This is a genomic window from Clostridium sp. TJA038, assembly GCF_058310255.1.
The window spans coordinates 1-16,861 of sequence record NZ_JBZEFA010000011.1 but is presented as its reverse complement, the minus strand read 5'-3'; the positions used below and the strand labels follow the sequence as shown (position 1 = coordinate 16,861).

Below are 16,861 nucleotides of genomic sequence, written 5' to 3'. Positions count from 1 at the left end.
AATTATCTCTCCTTTATTTCTGAAATATATTTTTCTGCATGTAAGGCTGCTATAGTTCCATCTGAAACAGCAGTAGTTATTTGTCTAAACATTTTATCTCTAACATCTCCTGCTACATAGACACCCTTAACATTTGTTCTCATATTTTCATCACTTTCAATATAACCATTATCTTTTATATTTATATATTCTCTAAACATAGCAGTTTTTGGTTCTGTACCTATATAACCAAAAACCCCATTTATAGTAATTTCCTTTTCTTCTTGAGTTTTAGTATTTCTTATTTTAGCAGCTTCAACAAATTCTCCTCCTAAAACATCAACTAAATCCCAGTTATACATTATTTCAATATTTTCCTTCTTACTTGCAGCTTCTAATGTTTTAGCCTCTGCACGGAAATAATCATATCTCCTTATAACAATTACTTTTTTAACTATATTTGATAAATATAAAGCCTCTTCTAAAGCAGCATTTCCACCGCCTACAACTGCTACAACTTCATCTTTATAAACAGCTCCATCACATACTGCACAATAATGCACACCCTTACCTAAATATTTACTTTCACTTGGGATTGGTAATTTTTTAGGTGTTGCTCCTGTAGCTATTATTACAGCCTTTGGCTTATATATATATTCACCAGTTTCTATTATTTTTTCATCATCCTTTAGATAAACCTTTTCTATAAAATCAAATTCATCTATATTAGATCCACAGGCTTCAGCTTGAGCTTGAATCTTATCTGCAAGTTCATTTCCTGTTATTTCAATAAATCCTGGATAGTTTTCAACTGTGTAAGTTGACCTTACTTGCCCACCAACTAAATTATTCTCTAAAACTAAAGTATCTAACTTAGCTCTTGAAGCATATATAGCAGAAGTTAGTCCTGCAGGACCTCCTCCAATTATTATTAAATCTAATTCTTTTTCTTTTTTATCCATACTAACACTCCTTACTGAGGTTAAATTTATTATTTGTATTATATGATATATTATTCTATGTACCCCCTAAGGGTACCTCTTTTTTTATTAATTATACTCCTTGTTAAACAATTTTTCAATAATAATTATTATTAATTATATTTTTTTAATAATTTATTCTTATTCTGACTAAAAAACCATATTATATTCTAAAATCTAATACATTAATAAAAAGGTAAGACTATAAAAATAAATAGTCTTACCTTTTTATTAAATAATATTTTTAAATTTTAAAGTATCCTCTTCTAAAAAAACTTCAACTTTAGAACCAACTAATATATTTCCATTTAATAATTCTTCACTTAACTTATCTTCAACATACTTAGTTATAACTCTTCTTAAAGGTCTAGCACCATACTTTAACTCAGTACCCTTCTTAACTAAAAACTCCTTACATTCCTTAGAAAAACATAAGGAAAGCTTTAAGTCTTCTAATCTTTCCTTTAAAGAATAAATCATAAGGTCCACTATTTCTAAAAGATGCTCTTTTTCTAAGCTATGAAAAACAACTATATCATCTAATCTATTTATAAACTCTGGCTTAAAGTTTTGTTTTAATTCTTCAATCATAATATTTTTCATTCTATCATAATCTTTTTCTTTATCATCTTTAGCACTAAATCCAAGTGAACTTTTTTTATCTAATTTATCTGCTCCAATATTAGAAGTCATTATTATAATTGTATTTTTAAAATCTACAGTTTTACCTTTTCCATCTGTAAGAATACCATCTTCTAGAATTTGAAGTAAAATATTAAATATATCTGAATGTGCTTTTTCTATTTCATCAAAAAGTATTACTGAATATGGATTTTTTCTAACCTTCTCTGTAAGCTGTCCTCCTTCTTCATACCCAACATATCCAGGAGGAGCACCTATAAGTCTAGACACACCATTTTTCTCCATATATTCTGACATATCAAGCCTTATAAATTTGTTTTCATCTCCAAACATAGCTTCTGCTAAAGCTTTGCAAAGCTCTGTTTTACCAACTCCTGTTGGTCCTAAAAAAGCAAATGAACCAATAGGTCTTTTAGGGTCTTTTAATCCCACCCTTGAACGTCTTACAGCTTTTGATATTGTTTTTATAGCTTCTAATTGTCCAATTACTCTTTTACCTAAATTCTCTTCTAGATTTAAAAGTTTAAGAGATTCTTTTTCTGTAAGTTTCTCAACTGGTATTTGAGTCCATTTAGAAACAACTCGTGCAATATCCTCTTTTTTCACATCATGAACCTTGTTATAACTTTCTTCTCTCCATAAATTCCTTTTCTCTTGTAAACTTTCTTCTAATATATTTTCATCATCTCTTAGTTTTGCTGCTAACTCAAAATCTTGTAATCTTATAGCTTCTTCCTTTTTTTCTCTTAAAGAATTTATTTCTTCTTCTAATTTTAAAAACTCCTTAGGAACTTTTAAACTATCAATTCTAACCTTTGCTGAAGCCTCATCAATTAAATCTATCGCTTTATCTGGTAAGTATCTATCAGTTATATATCTACTTGATAAACTAACTGCAGATTCTATAGCTTCTTCTGTCAATTTAACATTATGATGAATTTCATATTTTTCCTTTAATCCTTTTAAAATTAAAATAGAATTTTCTTTACTTGGCTCTTTAACCATTATAGGTTGAAATCTTCTTTCTAAGGCTGAATCTTTTTCAAAATTCTTTCTATATTCCTCTATTGTAGTTGCTCCTATACATTGTATTTCTCCTCTTGCTAAGGCTGGCTTTAAAATATTAGAAGCATCAATAGCTCCCTCTGCTCCTCCTGCTCCTACAATATTGTGTATCTCATCTATAAAAAGTATAATATCTTCTGAATCTTTAACCTCTTTTATTACCTTTTTAAGTCTTTCTTCAAATTCTCCTCTATACTTAGCTCCTGCTAGCATAGAAGTAACATCTAGGGTAAATATAACTTTTTCTTGTATATTTTCAGGTACTTCTCCTAAAACTATTTTTTGAGCCAACCCTTCAACAACGGCTGTTTTTCCAACCCCTGGCTCTCCAATTAGACAAGGATTATTTTTCATTCTTCTACAAAGTATTTCTAAAAGCCTTTGTGTTTCATCTTCTCTTCCAATGACTGGGTCTAATTTATTGTTACTTGCTTTCTCTATTAAATTTATTCCATAAAGGTTTAAAGTTGGTATATCTCTTTTTTTAATCTTTTCTTTTTCCCTTACATTTTTATTATCTTTATTTGTTATCTTTCCTAAAACATTATTTAACTTTATGCTTATTGAATCTATATCGCTTTTTACTATTTTATTCATAATAAATCTAGCTACGCCGTCTTTTTCTTGTAACAATGATAATAATATATGTTCAGGTCTTGAAACTATGTGTCCATAATCTCTTGAAATCTCCATACTTCTTTCTAAAACTTTTTTACATCTAGGAGTAAAAGGTACTTCATCTAAACTATAATTAACTTCTCCAATTCCAACATATAACTTAATAAAACTAAGCACTTTTTCTTCTGTTATATTACTTTCCTCTAAAATTTTAGAACATTGTCCATTTTCATTTATTAATCCAATTAATAAATGCTCTGTCCCCATATAACCGTGATTTAACCTTAAAGAGCTTTCTTTTCCCTTTTTAATAACTACTTTGGAATTTTCATTAAAATTATCAAGACGCATCTTTTACCTCCTACTATTAAAATTTTATGTGATTAAAGAATTTTGAATAATATAAGCTCTTTTTTTATTTAAGTCTTTTAAAAATTCATACTCATTAAAATGATTTATTATATTAGGATGAATCTTTGTAAGAATAGAATTTATTGAATTTAGTGAAATATCCTTTATAATTCCACTTTCAATTCCTAATCTTATATTTGATAAAACTTTTAAAGCCTTTTCTTCTTCTATTGAATCAATTTCTTTTATAGTTTCTAAAGAGTTTAGAATTTCTTTATTTAATTTATGATAATCTTCATAAGAAATATTATCTCTTTTCATCTTTTCTTTTAAAACAATTTGATTGCTAATAGCTTTAAGTGATTCTAAAATATCCTCTTCCTTAATTCCTATAGTATTTTTATTATATATTTCATAAATATTGCTATACCTTAGTTTCCTTGAATTAAATACATCTCTTAAGCCAAAACCTTGTGTACTTAAATACTCTTTTAATAAATTTATTGAATTATAATAGCTTATTAAAGGAAGATGAATAAAAACACTCCCCCTTAAAGCAGTTCCTAAATTTTTTATATTTGATGTTAAGTATCCAAACTCCATATCAAAAGCATAATCTCTTCTTTCTTCTATAAAACTCTCTAACATATTTGCTTTATTATAAATTTCATTTAAACTTAGTCCACCATTTGTACATTCTATCCCAATATGCTCATCTTCATTCAAAAACACATTAAAATCTCTCTTTTTTTCAAAGGTTATATATTTATTTTTTTCATGTATAAAATCAATATCCTTATATAAGATATCTTCCTCTTCTTCTTTATCTTTAAATAAATAAGATTTCTCTAAAAAGTTCTTTTCTTTTAAAACCTCTATTACTAAGTTTAAAATTTCTGTATCTTCCTTAGGTTCTAAAGATTTTCTAAATTTAAGTCCTTCAAAATTTCTATAAATCTTAACTTTAGAAGCAATTATAATGCTATTATTAATAGGAGAAATATATTTAAACAAAATCTATTCCTCCCTTAATTCTTCTTTTAAATTTAAAATTTTCTTCTTTATAATAGTAGCTTCTTCAAACTTTTCTTTTAGTATATTAATTTTTAATTTTTCTTCTAAAATAGATAATTGTATTATTTTAAGCTCCTTACTTATAGTTTTAGGTTCCTTTCCTATATGTTTTAAACCTAAATTATTTGATGTTAAAAAATCTAATACATCTTCCCTAAAAATCTCATAACAGTTTTGACATCCTAAAAAATTATTTTTTTTAAAATCTCTAATATCTGTTCCACACTTATCACATAATAAATTTTTTCCTAAACTCCCCATTGAATCTATATACTTATTTAAATATGCTAAGAACTCATCTAACCCCTTATTTTCATCATCTAAGGTTAACTTCATTACCTCTAAAGCACACATTTCACAAAGCATAAAACTCTCATTTTTTCCTTTATTCTTTTTTAACAAATTAATTGTAGCTTTATTTTTATTACAATTATTACAAAGCAATATTTTCAACTCCTATAAATTACTTAAGTAATACCATAAGTAAAGCTTTAAATATATCTGCTCTAGTTTCATTTATATTTTTAGAACTTTGTAGCGTTCTATCATTTATAGCAACTTTAGTAAGATTTGCTGCTTTTTCATCAATTATATTATGTTCAAGCAAATTATCTATAATAGCTGCTGCATTATGGTATGTAATGCCTTTGCCTATCTCATCATAGATTAAATCTCTTCTATCTGCATGGACTTCATGAACTACCTTTTTTATAACAATGTATCCTCCGCCACCCCTTCTACTTTCTATGAGATATCCTTTTTCATAAGTAAATCTAGTAGTTAAAACATAATTTATCTGTGAAGGTGCACATTTAAATTTTTCTGCTAATTCATTTCTTCTTATCATTAAATTATTATCTTCTGTTTCATCTAATAATTTTTTTAAAAAATCCTCTATTGAATCTGACAATTTAGCCATATATATCACTCCTCAAAATTTGACCTTTACTGACCTTAATACACAATATATATTAATACATTTGCCATACTTAATCAATGTAATACAGGAGATAATAGATTATTTTTATATAAATGTTTTAATTTACCAAAATTATTCTTATATTTTATGTTTATTTCTATTATATGTGTCAATAATAAAAATAATTTTTATAGGAGGATTTTTTAATGAATATTTATTGGTTAGGACATTCCTGCTTTTTAATAAAAACAAACTTAGGAAAACGTATATTATTAGACCCCTTTGACTTTGATATAGGCTATAAGCCTTATAGGGGAGATATAGATTTGGTTACAATAAGTCATATGCATTTTGACCATAATTGCACAAAATATATAAAAGACAAAACAAAAATTTTAAAAGAATTAGTAAATTACGAAAACACCTTTTGTAAGGTAAAATCTTTCTTTTCTTTCCATGATAATTGTTTTGGTTTAAAAAGAGATAGAAATTTTATATTTAAAATAACCTGTGATAATTTAAATCTTTGTCATTTAGGAGACTTAGGTCATATGCTTTCTGAAAAGCAAATAAAACAACTAGGTAATATTGATATTTTATTTGTGCCTGTAGGAGAAGAATTTACTATTTCTATAGATGATTTAAAAAAGTTAATAAACAAGATAAATCCAAAATATATAATACCTATGCACTATAAAACAACTAAATTAAATTTTCAATTAAATACTATAGATAAATTTCTAATAAAAATGAAAGCATACCCTGTAATTAAAGAAAAAATACTTTCTGTTTCAGAAAATTCTTTACCTAATAAATCAACTATAAAAATATTAGATATTTCTTCTGAAGAAAGTATTTAAATATAATAAAAAAAGATCATCCTAAGATGATCTTTAAATAATATTATTCTTGAACTGGTGCACCTACTGGACAAACATTAGCGCAGTTTCCGCATTCGATACAAGTATCTGCATCTATAACGAATTGAGTATCTCCTTGTGATATTGCATCTACAGGACACTCAGCAGCGCATGCTCCACAGCTTACACATGTGTCTAATATTTTGTATGCCATAATAAAACACCTCCTAAAATGTTGGTATAAAAATACCATATTTATATTATCACATTTCTTCTAACTTTTAAAGTATTTAATCTCTATATTTAAGCATATTTAGAGTATTCTAACAAAATTATAATAACTATGCTAAGAAATACCCCCATACCGTATTGTTTTTTAATTTTCTTTTATTAAATTTTTAATTAAAGCCTTATCAGCTTCATCTGTAATTTCTAATCTAATATTGTTATCTTCAACTTCACCTTCATAAGTTCCTGAAATTAATTTTACATCATACATTTTAAAGTCTTGTATAATCTCTTCATTCTTTCTTGGTAACTTCACTCTTACTAATTCTTTTAAAACATTATTAGCTACAACTTCACCTTTTCCAAATTCAGTTTCAACTATAGAACCTACTCTTGGAAGTTCTTTTCTTATTTCTTCATAAGTACTTTGTTCATAATTTAAACAACACATAAGTCTACCACATATTCCTGATATTTTAGTAGGATTTAATGATAAACTTTGCTCTTTAGCCATTTTTATTGAAACAGATGCAAAATCTCCTAAGAAGGTAGAACAACAAAGAGGTCTTCCACAAGGACCAAGTCCTCCTATCATCTTAGCTTCATCTCTAACACCTATTTGTCTAAGCTCTATTCTAGTTTTAAATATAGTTGCTAAATCCTTTACTAATTCTCTAAAATCAACTCTACCTTCAGCTGTAAAATAAAATATTACCTTATTATTATCAAAAGTATATTCTACATCTATTAATTTCATTACTAAATTATGTTCTTCTATCTTTTTTAAACATATTTCAAAAGCTTCAACTTCTTTAGCCTTATTTTCTCTATGTTTATTTATATCTTCTTCTGTTGCTAATCTTAAAACTGATTTTAAAGGTGCTACTATATCTTCTTCATCTATTTTTCTTATGCCTATTACACATTCTCCAAACTCAACACCTCTAGCAGTTTCAACAATTACATTCTGTCCCTTTTTAATTTCTATACCATTAGGACCAAAGTAATATATCTTACCAGCTTTTTTAAATCTGACACCTATTACTTCTATCATTTTTATTCCTCCAATATACTAATTAACATACTATCTAAAGTTATCCATAAATTAGTATTGCTTCTCAAATTATTTCTCGCTTCATTAACTAATTTTATTATCCTACTTAATTTCTTATAAGATAAATTATTAGCAATTTCTTTTATATCCTCTATTTTATCTCCATTTATTATGGATAGATTATTCTCTATTTCCTTATAAACTATAGCATCTCTTGCAAAAGTTGTAATAGTTTCTAAAACTTCTTCTTCATTTCCCTTCATAGAATTAAATTTATCTGAATACTTTATAGGAAGGCCTATATTTCCCTTTCCTATGTCTTTAAACATTTCTAAAACAGAGTTTCTTATTTCCTTAAATATTTGGTCATTCATAAATTTATCTACTCTTCCAGGAATACCTTCACTAAAAGATATAAGAGTCTTACGCAAATCTTCATCTATATATCTATACTTTTCATTTATATATAAATTTATTTCCTCTTTACTAAGAGGTGCTAATCTATGAATTTGACATCTAGACCTTATAGTTTCTAAAATCGCCTCTAAATTATTACTTAAAATTATTATAAAAATACCTGAAAGAGGTTCTTCTATAGTCTTTAAAAGAGCATTTTGCGCTGCAACAGTAAGCTTTTCACCATTATGAATTATAATAACCTTTTTATCACCTTCATAAGGTTTTTTACTAGCTTCTTCTATTATATTTCTTACTAAATCAACTCCAAAAGAACTTTTTTCAGATTTATAATTAATAATGTCTACATGTTCTTTTCTAGATGGTATTCCTAAAATCTTATATGCAAAGACCTCTGCCACAAGACTTTTTCCTATGCCATCCTCACCAATAATTAAATGAGCATGGGAAAGCGCATTTCTACTTACACTTTTACTAAATCTATCTATAACTTTTTTATGACCTATCATTTATGCACTTTCCTTTCATATTTAAATTTTTACAAACTTATCTACATCAACTACAAAAACTGTAGCTCCACCTACTTGAACTTCCATAGGATAAGGTATATATACCCCTCCTGGTTCAGAAACATTTGCTGGGGAAGTTATTACGCCTTTTCTTGTTTGACATACTTCCTTTATTATTGCTATAACATCATCTACCTTCTCTTTTTTAACTCCAGCTAAAAGAGTAGTATTTCCTGATTTTAAAAATCCTCCTGTTGTAGCTAATTTAGTAACGCTATACCCCTTATCATTTAAAGCATCAACTAAATCTAACGCATCATCATCTTGAACTATGGCTATTACTAATTTCATATTAACGCCTCCTAATCTCTCTACCCAAATCAAATTTATGTTTTTAATAATTATATCATTATTTTTAATTCTAAACCAAAAAGTTATTATTACTTTATTTTAAGCTATCTAAATAATAGTTTTATTTTATTCCTTTTATACCAAAACCAGCTAAGACAACTCCTATAATAGTTATAACCTTATTAAGACCATACGGGTCTATATCAGAAACTGCTAAATATATTCCTACTAAAACTAATAAAAATCCAATAAATATTAATTTTAAAGCATTCTTCATTTTTTCTCTCTCCCCTCTTAATTTAACATTTTATTTGAAATTACTTCTTATTACTTTTTCTATTTCATCTATACATTCTTTTAAATCATTATTATTATATTTTTTTAGTATATTATTTTTTAATAATTTATCTTTACTAAAGTCTTCACTATCTGCCAAAAATCTTCTACACATCTCATTATAATTAGGATTTTTTTCTTCTCTCTCCCTTTTTAAAGCTCTTTCAAGTCTAATTCCATCATCTAAATCTATATAAAGAGGAACTAATTTATCATCTCCAAAGTATTTTCTAAAATTTGAATAAGCCTCTAAGGTTACAATAACTATATAATTATTCTTCTCTAAATTTATTTGTCCATCATCAACAGTTAGATAATACCACTTTCCATGAACAGTATTATAAACTCTACATTCTATTATTTTTCCTTCATTTTTAAATTCTTCTAACTTTTCTTTATTTATAAAAAAATATTCTACTCCATTAGTTTCATTACTTCTTTTTGGTCTTGTTGTATATGTAACAATAGTTTTTAAATTTAAATCCTTTATTTTATTGATTTCTTTTAAGATAGTATCTTTTCCAGAACCACTTTTTCCCATTATACAAAATATTTTACCCATATTTGCTCCAATCTATATAAAATAATTTATAAAATACCATTTAAACAATTTTTAATTTTAACCTAAAAATTATTATATCAAATAATTTAATACTATTTTTGTAGAAAAACATAAAAAGGTTGTACAAAATCATATAAATAACAATACATTAGATTTTTATTTTTATGATTTTAAACACAACCTAAAATATTTATTTTATTACCTTAATTTTTTTATTTTTTATACCTATTATATCAATATTATTTTTCATATATTCCTTAATAAGTTTAATATGATTTTTATCAATAACTTCTCCCATTATTAACATAGGAACTCCTGGTGGATAAGGAACTATATTTTCTGCTACAACTTTATTCTCACATTTATCTATATCTAACTTTTCATATTCTAAATTTAAAACTTCAAAAGGTTCTAATTTTTTCTTAGGTAAATCTGTTAAATAAAAATCAACCTCTTCTTCTTTAAGAAGATTAATATCACATTCCTTTAAAGCTTCACTAAGTAATAGAAAATCTTTCTTAGTATTAAAAGGAGAAGGTATCAAAACAAGATTTTTATTATCACTCATTTCACATTGTATTTTTTTATCCCTTAAATAATTAGATAGCTTGTTTCCATTTAATCCATCACTTAAATTAAAAACTATTCTGCTTTTATCAATCTCAATATCATCTAAATTAATATCTTTATCTAATCCATTTATTAAAAATTCATCATCTAGTATTTTAAAATAATTTAAATCTTTTATATCATTTTTAAAATTTTCTATGTTATTAAATAAATCATTATATGCTAAGTTAGAATAATTCTCTAAGAAATCTCTTGAATAATCTAAAGTCATCATAAACATATATGAAGGACTTGTACTCATAAATATATTTTTATAAAACTCTACTTCATCAATAAATTTCTTATTATTTACATGAAGCCATGCTGTTTGAGTTAAACTTGGTAATGTTTTATGGGCACTCATAACAACCATATCAACTTCTAAATCTTGTACACTATTTGGAAGTAATTTATTAAAACCAAAATGTGCTCCATGAGCTGAATCTATTAAAATTCTTAAATTTAAATTTTTACATAAATTTATAGTTTCATTTATATTTACACCTACCCCATAATAATTTGGATAAGTTAAAATTATTCCTTTTACATCTTTATTTAAACTTAATTGGCTCTTTAAATGATTTAAATCTATTCCAACAGGTGCTTTTAATTTAGAATGAAAAATATTATTTATAAAAACTGGCTTTAATTTTCTAAGTATTATTCCATTCATTATGCTCTTGTGGCAGTTTCTCTCAACTAAGACTTTATCTCCTTCTTTAAAAGCTGAAAAAATCATTATTAAGTTTCCACAAGTGCTACCATTTACTAAAAAATAACTTTTATAACTCTTATATAAATCGCTTAGTTTATCCTCTGCTTCTTTAATTATTCCCTCTGGTTCTTGTAAATTATCTAACCCTTCAACTTCAGTCAAATCTCCATCTATAAGAAATCTTTTAATATCTTTAAAAGCTCTCCCATTTTTATGTCCTGGCATAGAAAATGGTACTATTTCATCATTTAAGTATTTTGATATTCCATTTATAATAGGAATATTTTTCAAAGTAAATCACTCCTTATTATCCTAATTTCTTTTTATAAACTTCTTCCTTTAATCTATTTTTATAAAACTCATAAAATTCGCTATTAACATCACAACTTATAGCCTTTTTTTCACATTCTGTGCATATTAGCTTTCCTCTTATCATTATACCATGAGCCTCTTTACCACAAATAATACAAATTGAATTGTTCATACAATAAACCTCCTTAAAATTCTGTTTTTTTATATTTTTTCCATCTCATATTTTTCTATACATAAATTTCTAAAATTTTCTATAAGCTACATAAAAAAATTAATATTTTTTATATTGTAGCACAAACTAAACATATAACTAATTTAGGAGGTTTTTTCAATGAAACAAGAAGTTATTTCTTATTTATCTACTGAAAAAGAAGCACTCTTTAATCTTTGTAAATTTCTTCATGATAATCCTGAAGAAAGCTATAAAGAGTATGATGCTTGTAAATACATATGTAGCTTTCTAAGAGATAGGGATTTTGAAGTTAGAGAAAAATTTTTAGATTTAGATACCTCTTTTTATGCAAAGAAAGGAGATGGCTATCCTAAAATATGTTTTCTTTGTGAATATGATGCCCTTAAAGATAAAGGTGGACATATAACAGGACACAACCTACTAACTACTATTTCAGTTGCAAGTGCCATAGGCTTAGGAAAAGTAATAGAAAAAGTTGGTGGAACAGTTATTTTAATTGGATGTCCTGGAGAATATTTAGGTGGAACTAAATCTACTTATGTTAGACAAGGTGTTTTTGATGATATAGATGTAGTATTAACAGCACATCCTGATATTGTAACCTCTGGAAGTGGAACATCAAAGGCAATAATACCTTTAAAAGTTACATTTAAAGGTCATGATGGTCTAAGCTTTTTAGATTTTGATAACTTTACTTCTTTAGATGGAATAATGCTAACCTTTAATATTATAAATTCTTTATCAAAAGGTTTCTGTAAAAAAGCTAATATACACACCATTTTATCTCAAGGTGGGGTTACTCCACTTTTAAGACCTATAGAGGCAGAAGGTAAACTCTATATAAGAACAGATAATACAAAAATAGCTAAATGTATAGAAAATAAAATTAAAAATATAGTAAACTGTGTTTCTAACACTATGAATCTACAAAGTTCTATAGAACTTTATGAACCTCCTAATGAGGAGCTTTTATCAAATCAAGTGTTAAATAGATTATATAGTCATAACTTAAAAGAAAATGGAATTATTAATATAGGAGAACCTAGAAATATAGATGCTGGAATTTCTTTAGGTGCAGTAAGTCATAAGGTCCCTTGTATTCATCCATATATAAATATAGTTGATAATATCAATATTGAATATGGGACAAAGGAATTTGCTGATTCAACTATAACCAACTTTGCACAAAATCAAGCTTTTATAGCTTCCTGTTCTCTTATATCAACAGCCTTAGACCTTATAGAAAGTGATTTCCTTTTATCAGAAGTTAAAGAATCTTTTAATCTATCTAGAGAAAGTTTATATTAAAAAAGAGAGTTTAAAAACTCTCTTTTTTAAAACACTAAATTCTTTTCTAATTTATCAACAAGTGTTTTGCTTGGTTTAAAATAAAACTTGTTATATACATCACCATTTTTATATATACAACAATAGTGTCCTGTTCTATCTAATAAACTACAAACATATTTTTTGCAAGATGATACCTTAAATTCTTTTGCTTCCTTATGGTCATCTTTTCCTAAATAAACAATGTTGTTTAGTTTTATGTTCTCTAATGTTGATTGACTATTATCTTTAACTTTGTGAATCATTAGTTGATTTGCAACTATAGAATATTTATAACTTATTTTGCATTTTCTATATTCTCTATAGAAAATAACTAAAGTTAAAAATATAAAAATTGGATCTGTTACTTTTTCAGCCTTAAAAGATTCAAATTTAAAATTGCCAAAAAAATTAGCTAAGCTTATAGCTAAGCTCATAAAGATTATACTAATTATAATAGCTACATCCCTTCTTTTTTTGACAACCTCCTTATGCATAGTGCCCATTAAAAAATCCCCCGACTTTTAATATTATAAACAAATCACATTATACTAATTTTCAAACATTAATTCTACCTAAACAAATGTAGAATTCTAATAATTTTAATCTTAATTGACCATATTTAAAGTTTAAATGAAACGTATTGCTTGTACCTCTTTTTTTCTATAGCTTTCTTCATTATATCTATATTATTATTAAAAATTCTCTTGATTTTATTTTAAATAACTTGTTTAATGATATTGAAAACAAAATATAACTTAAAACTTTGGGAGGGACAAAATGATACAGATATATAAATCTTTAAGCGAAACCGACGGAACTTTAAAAAAAGTTGATTCCCTTGAACCAGGTTGTTGGGTTAATATAATAGCACCTTCACAAGAAGAATTACTTCTAATTTCTAAGAAAACAGGAGTTCCAATAGAATTTTTAAGAGCTCCTTTAGATGATGAAGAAACCTCTCGTATAGAGATTGAAGGAGATTTTATATTAATAATAGTGGATATTCCTTTTACTGAAATGGAGGATAACTCATTAACATATGATACTTATCCATTAGCTATAATTCATACAAAAAATGAATTAATTACTGTATGTCTAAAAAATAGTAAAGTATTAACTGATTTTTCTTCAAATAAAGTTAGAAATTTTTATTCATTCAAAAAATCAAGATTTATTTTACAAATTCTAAATAGAGTTTCAACTTATTATCTTTTATATTTAAGACAAATAGATAAAAAAAGTATAATGATAGAAAAAAGGCTTCATAAATCTATGAAAAATAGGGAACTAGTACAACTTCATTCTTTAAGTAAATCCTTGGTTTATTTTTCAACCTCATTAAAATCTAATGAAATAACTTTAGAAAAAATGTTAAAACTTGATGTAATACAGAGATATGAAGAAGATAAAGATGTGCTAGAAGATGTAATAATAGAAAACAAGCAAGCTATAGAAATGACAGAAATTTATAGTAATATATTAGGAAGTACTATGGACTTTTTTGCTTCTGTTATTTCAAACAACTTAAATATAGTTATGAAAGTTTTAGCTTCAGTTACTATACTTATGTCAACTCTTACAGTTATTTCTGGTATTTATGGAATGAACTTTGATTATTTACCTTTATTACATCATCCTTATGGTTTCCAAATCGTAATGGGATTCTCTATAATATTATGTGGTGTAATTGCTTTTATTTTATACAAAAAGGATATGTTTTAAAATTTTATAGACATATGTTTTTTGTACAAAATTTGTATAAAGAATGTAATCCTAAAAAAGAATATGCATATAATTAAATATAAATAATAGAGAGCAACTTTTTGCTCTCTTTTTTAGGAGGCTTTTATGCAATTTAAGAAATTATATGAAGAAGATACTATAGGTATAATAGCACCTGCAAGTGGAGATAACTTAAAAGAATTAGATTATAATATTTCACAATTCAAAAAATTAGGTTTTAAAATTAAAGAAGGAAAGTATTTAAGAGAAAAAAATGACTATTTAGGAGCCTCTGATAAAGAAAGAGCTATGGATTTAATTAACATGTTTAAGGATGATGAAATTAAAGCTATAGTAGCTTATAGAGGCGGATATGGCTGTATAAGAATGATGCCCTATTTAGACTTAAATATTATAAAAAAAAATCCTAAAATTTTCTGTGGCTATAGTGATTTAACAATCTTACTAAATTACATAACAGAAAAGACAGGATTAACAACATTTCATGCTCCTATGGTAAATTCAAATTTTTTTTTAGAAAACAATACAAAAAAAAGTTTTCTATCTATGTTAAAAGACGATTCTAATAAAATAAAAATCTCCACAAAAGAATTTATTATAAAAAACAAAAAATTTTTTAAAGGAACTTTATGTGGAGGAAATCTAGCAGTATTATGTAGTTCTATTGGCACCCCTTATGAAATAAACACAGAAAATAAAGTTTTAATGATTGAAGATATAAATGAAGAAAATTATTCTATAGATAGATACTTAATGCAATTAAAACTATCTAATAAACTTAAAAATTGTAATGGCTTTCTAATAGGTCATTTTACTCCTAATAATTCTCAAACTAAAAATATTATATATTCTATTTTAAAAGAATATAATAAACCTATTATATTTAATATGCCTTTCGGACATGATTATCCAAATATCTCTCTACCTATAGGTGGAAGATTTAACTTTAATCCTGAAAAAGAAAATATAGATATATATTATTAAAGATATTTTTTATAAAATAAAAATAAACTATATTCTATTTTATCAATAAAAAAAGTGAATTTATCTTTAAAAGATAAATTCACTTTTTCTTAGTGTTTGGAATAAAATTTAGTGTTTATATGTAAATTTCTGCAAAGCAAAAACCTCAGTTAAATCACTGAGGTTTTTAATGGAGGCGCCACCCGGATTTGAACCGGGGAATAAAGGTTTTGCAGACCTCTGCCTTACCACTTGGCTATAGCGCCATAAGCTGGTGGCTCGAGCAGGAATCGAACCAGCGACACGAGGATTTTCAGTCCTCTGCTCTACCGACTGAGCTATCGAGCCTTACCATAAAAGAAGATTTGCTCTTCACAAGTATTAATTATATAGATAATATATCAATATGTCAACACTTTTTTTAAAATTTTATATATATTTTTTATAATGTTTTAAATAAGTAATAGTTATATTTTAAAATAAAAAAGTTATCCACAGGAATAAAGAAAATTTTTTAATATTATTTTCTGTGGATAAAATTATAAAATAAAATATCCACATATAAAATTCATAATTAATAAATATAATAAAAAACAAAAAAATAAAAGCTTGAAAATTAATTTTCAAGCTTTTTCTTACCTAGCAACCATCTACTCTCCCACACAGTCTCCCGTGCAGTACCATCGACCGTAAAAGGCTTAACCGTCGTGTTCGGAATGGAAAACGGGTGTTACCCTTAAACGCATTATCACTAGATTTGGCTCCTCGAAGAGGACTCGAACCTCCAGCCTATCGGTTAACAGCCGAGTGCTCCACCATTGAGCTATCGAGGAATATAGACCTGGCAACCACCTACTCTCCCACACAGTCTCCCGTGCAGTACCATCGGCTTCTATAGGCTTAACCGTCGTGTTCGGAATGGAAAACGGGTGTTACCCTAAAGAACATCATCACCAGATTTTAAAAAGAACTTTGTTCTTTCAAAATTGCACATAATTAATACTATATTTGGTCAAGCCCTCGATCTATTAGTATCGGTCAGCTGAACATGT

General features: G+C 26.2%; 18 protein-coding genes, 3 tRNA genes and 2 rRNA genes. 4 read left to right on the top strand and 19 right to left on the bottom strand.

The features are described from left to right. Positions 1-2: 2 nt before the first annotated feature. The 5 genes from trxB to AC4FQV_RS11150 all read right to left on the bottom strand — a co-directional run bounded on the left by trxB (position 3) and on the right by AC4FQV_RS11150 (position 5,628). Complete coding sequence (gene trxB / locus AC4FQV_RS11170) at positions 3-941, bottom strand: thioredoxin-disulfide reductase (RefSeq protein ID WP_491165538.1); 939 nt, start codon at positions 939-941, stop codon at positions 3-5. 249 nt (positions 942-1,190) lie between these two features. Then, positions 1,191-3,635: an ATP-dependent Clp protease ATP-binding subunit gene (locus AC4FQV_RS11165; RefSeq protein WP_491165537.1), complete on the bottom strand. Its 2,445-nt coding sequence runs from the start codon at positions 3,633-3,635 to the stop codon at positions 1,191-1,193. A 24-nt stretch (positions 3,636-3,659) separates the two neighbouring features. Beyond that, positions 3,660-4,649 carry a protein arginine kinase gene (locus AC4FQV_RS11160; protein WP_491165536.1) on the bottom strand — a complete coding sequence of 330 codons (990 nt, stop codon included), beginning with the start codon at positions 4,647-4,649 and terminating at the stop codon, positions 3,660-3,662. A gap of 3 nt (positions 4,650-4,652) precedes the next feature. Beyond that, complete coding sequence (locus AC4FQV_RS11155; RefSeq protein ID WP_491165535.1) at positions 4,653-5,153, bottom strand: hypothetical protein; 501 nt, start codon at positions 5,151-5,153, stop codon at positions 4,653-4,655. 19 nt (positions 5,154-5,172) lie between these two features. Continuing rightward, positions 5,173-5,628, bottom strand: a complete 456-nt coding sequence (locus AC4FQV_RS11150) for a CtsR family transcriptional regulator (protein ID WP_491139934.1) — start codon at positions 5,626-5,628, stop codon at positions 5,173-5,175. Positions 5,629-5,834: 206 nt separating this feature from the next. On the opposite strand from AC4FQV_RS11150, the gene AC4FQV_RS11145 reads away from it, so the two are divergent. Next, positions 5,835-6,488 carry an MBL fold metallo-hydrolase gene (locus AC4FQV_RS11145; protein WP_491165534.1) on the top strand — a complete coding sequence of 218 codons (654 nt, stop codon included), beginning with the start codon at positions 5,835-5,837 and terminating at the stop codon, positions 6,486-6,488. A gap of 43 nt (positions 6,489-6,531) precedes the next feature. Here the strand turns inward: AC4FQV_RS11145 and fdxA are convergent, their stop codons facing one another. The 8 genes from fdxA to AC4FQV_RS11105 form a co-directional block, all read right to left on the bottom strand. Then, entirely contained in the window at positions 6,532-6,702 is a 171-nt protein-coding gene (fdxA, locus tag AC4FQV_RS11140; protein ID WP_300257591.1) for a 4Fe-4S ferredoxin, read from the bottom strand. Between the two features lie 162 nt (positions 6,703-6,864). Beyond that, a complete protein-coding gene (locus AC4FQV_RS11135) occupies positions 6,865-7,770 on the bottom strand; it encodes a PSP1 domain-containing protein (protein WP_491139936.1) in 906 nt (301 codons plus the stop codon). A 2-nt stretch (positions 7,771-7,772) separates the two neighbouring features. Continuing rightward, a complete protein-coding gene (locus AC4FQV_RS11130) occupies positions 7,773-8,696 on the bottom strand; it encodes a DNA polymerase III subunit delta' (RefSeq protein WP_491139937.1) in 924 nt (307 codons plus the stop codon). A 21-nt stretch (positions 8,697-8,717) separates the two neighbouring features. Then, on the bottom strand, positions 8,718-9,047 hold the full coding sequence (gene darA, locus AC4FQV_RS11125) for a cyclic di-AMP receptor DarA (protein WP_491139938.1): 330 nt from the start codon (positions 9,045-9,047) through the stop codon (positions 8,718-8,720). 121 nt (positions 9,048-9,168) lie between these two features. Beyond that, positions 9,169-9,324 carry a hypothetical protein gene (locus AC4FQV_RS11120; protein ID WP_491139939.1) on the bottom strand — a complete coding sequence of 52 codons (156 nt, stop codon included), beginning with the start codon at positions 9,322-9,324 and terminating at the stop codon, positions 9,169-9,171. A 30-nt stretch (positions 9,325-9,354) separates the two neighbouring features. Then, entirely contained in the window at positions 9,355-9,945 is a 591-nt protein-coding gene (locus AC4FQV_RS11115) for a guanylate kinase (protein WP_491139940.1), read from the bottom strand. 190 nt (positions 9,946-10,135) lie between these two features. Further along, a complete protein-coding gene (locus AC4FQV_RS11110) occupies positions 10,136-11,560 on the bottom strand; it encodes an aminotransferase class I/II-fold pyridoxal phosphate-dependent enzyme (RefSeq protein ID WP_491165533.1) in 1,425 nt (474 codons plus the stop codon). Positions 11,561-11,576: 16 nt separating this feature from the next. Next, positions 11,577-11,753, bottom strand: a complete 177-nt coding sequence (locus AC4FQV_RS11105) for a sigma factor G inhibitor Gin (protein ID WP_491139942.1) — start codon at positions 11,751-11,753, stop codon at positions 11,577-11,579. A 159-nt stretch (positions 11,754-11,912) separates the two neighbouring features. On the opposite strand from AC4FQV_RS11105, the gene AC4FQV_RS11100 reads away from it, so the two are divergent. Then, positions 11,913-13,082, top strand: a complete 1,170-nt coding sequence (locus tag AC4FQV_RS11100; protein WP_491139943.1) for a zinc-binding metallopeptidase family protein — start codon at positions 11,913-11,915, stop codon at positions 13,080-13,082. 26 nt (positions 13,083-13,108) lie between these two features. On the opposite strand, the gene AC4FQV_RS11095 is transcribed toward AC4FQV_RS11100, so the two are convergent. Continuing rightward, on the bottom strand, positions 13,109-13,606 hold the full coding sequence (locus tag AC4FQV_RS11095) for a DUF6106 family protein (protein ID WP_491139944.1): 498 nt from the start codon (positions 13,604-13,606) through the stop codon (positions 13,109-13,111). A gap of 274 nt (positions 13,607-13,880) precedes the next feature. Between AC4FQV_RS11095 and AC4FQV_RS11090 the strand changes: the two genes are divergently transcribed. Continuing rightward, complete coding sequence (locus tag AC4FQV_RS11090; RefSeq protein ID WP_491139945.1) at positions 13,881-14,825, top strand: magnesium transporter CorA family protein; 945 nt, start codon at positions 13,881-13,883, stop codon at positions 14,823-14,825. Between the two features lie 126 nt (positions 14,826-14,951). After that, the gene (locus AC4FQV_RS11085; RefSeq protein ID WP_491165532.1) at positions 14,952-15,830 is read left to right on the top strand and encodes a S66 peptidase family protein; all 879 of its coding nucleotides are present in this window, start codon (positions 14,952-14,954) and stop codon (positions 15,828-15,830) included. Positions 15,831-16,000: 170 nt separating this feature from the next. On the opposite strand, the gene AC4FQV_RS11080 is transcribed toward AC4FQV_RS11085, so the two are convergent. The 5 genes from AC4FQV_RS11080 to rrf (AC4FQV_RS11060) all read right to left on the bottom strand — a co-directional run bounded on the left by AC4FQV_RS11080 (position 16,001) and on the right by rrf (AC4FQV_RS11060) (position 16,767). Then, positions 16,001-16,075, bottom strand: a tRNA-Cys gene (locus tag AC4FQV_RS11080). 6 nt (positions 16,076-16,081) lie between these two features. Continuing rightward, positions 16,082-16,157: transfer RNA gene (locus AC4FQV_RS11075), tRNA-Phe, on the bottom strand. A gap of 289 nt (positions 16,158-16,446) precedes the next feature. Next, positions 16,447-16,565, bottom strand: a 5S ribosomal RNA gene (gene rrf / locus AC4FQV_RS11070). A 2-nt stretch (positions 16,566-16,567) separates the two neighbouring features. Next, positions 16,568-16,642 (bottom strand) — tRNA-Asn (locus tag AC4FQV_RS11065). Positions 16,643-16,648: 6 nt separating this feature from the next. Then, positions 16,649-16,767 (bottom strand): 5S ribosomal RNA (rrf, locus tag AC4FQV_RS11060). Positions 16,768-16,861: the final 94 nt, after the last annotated feature.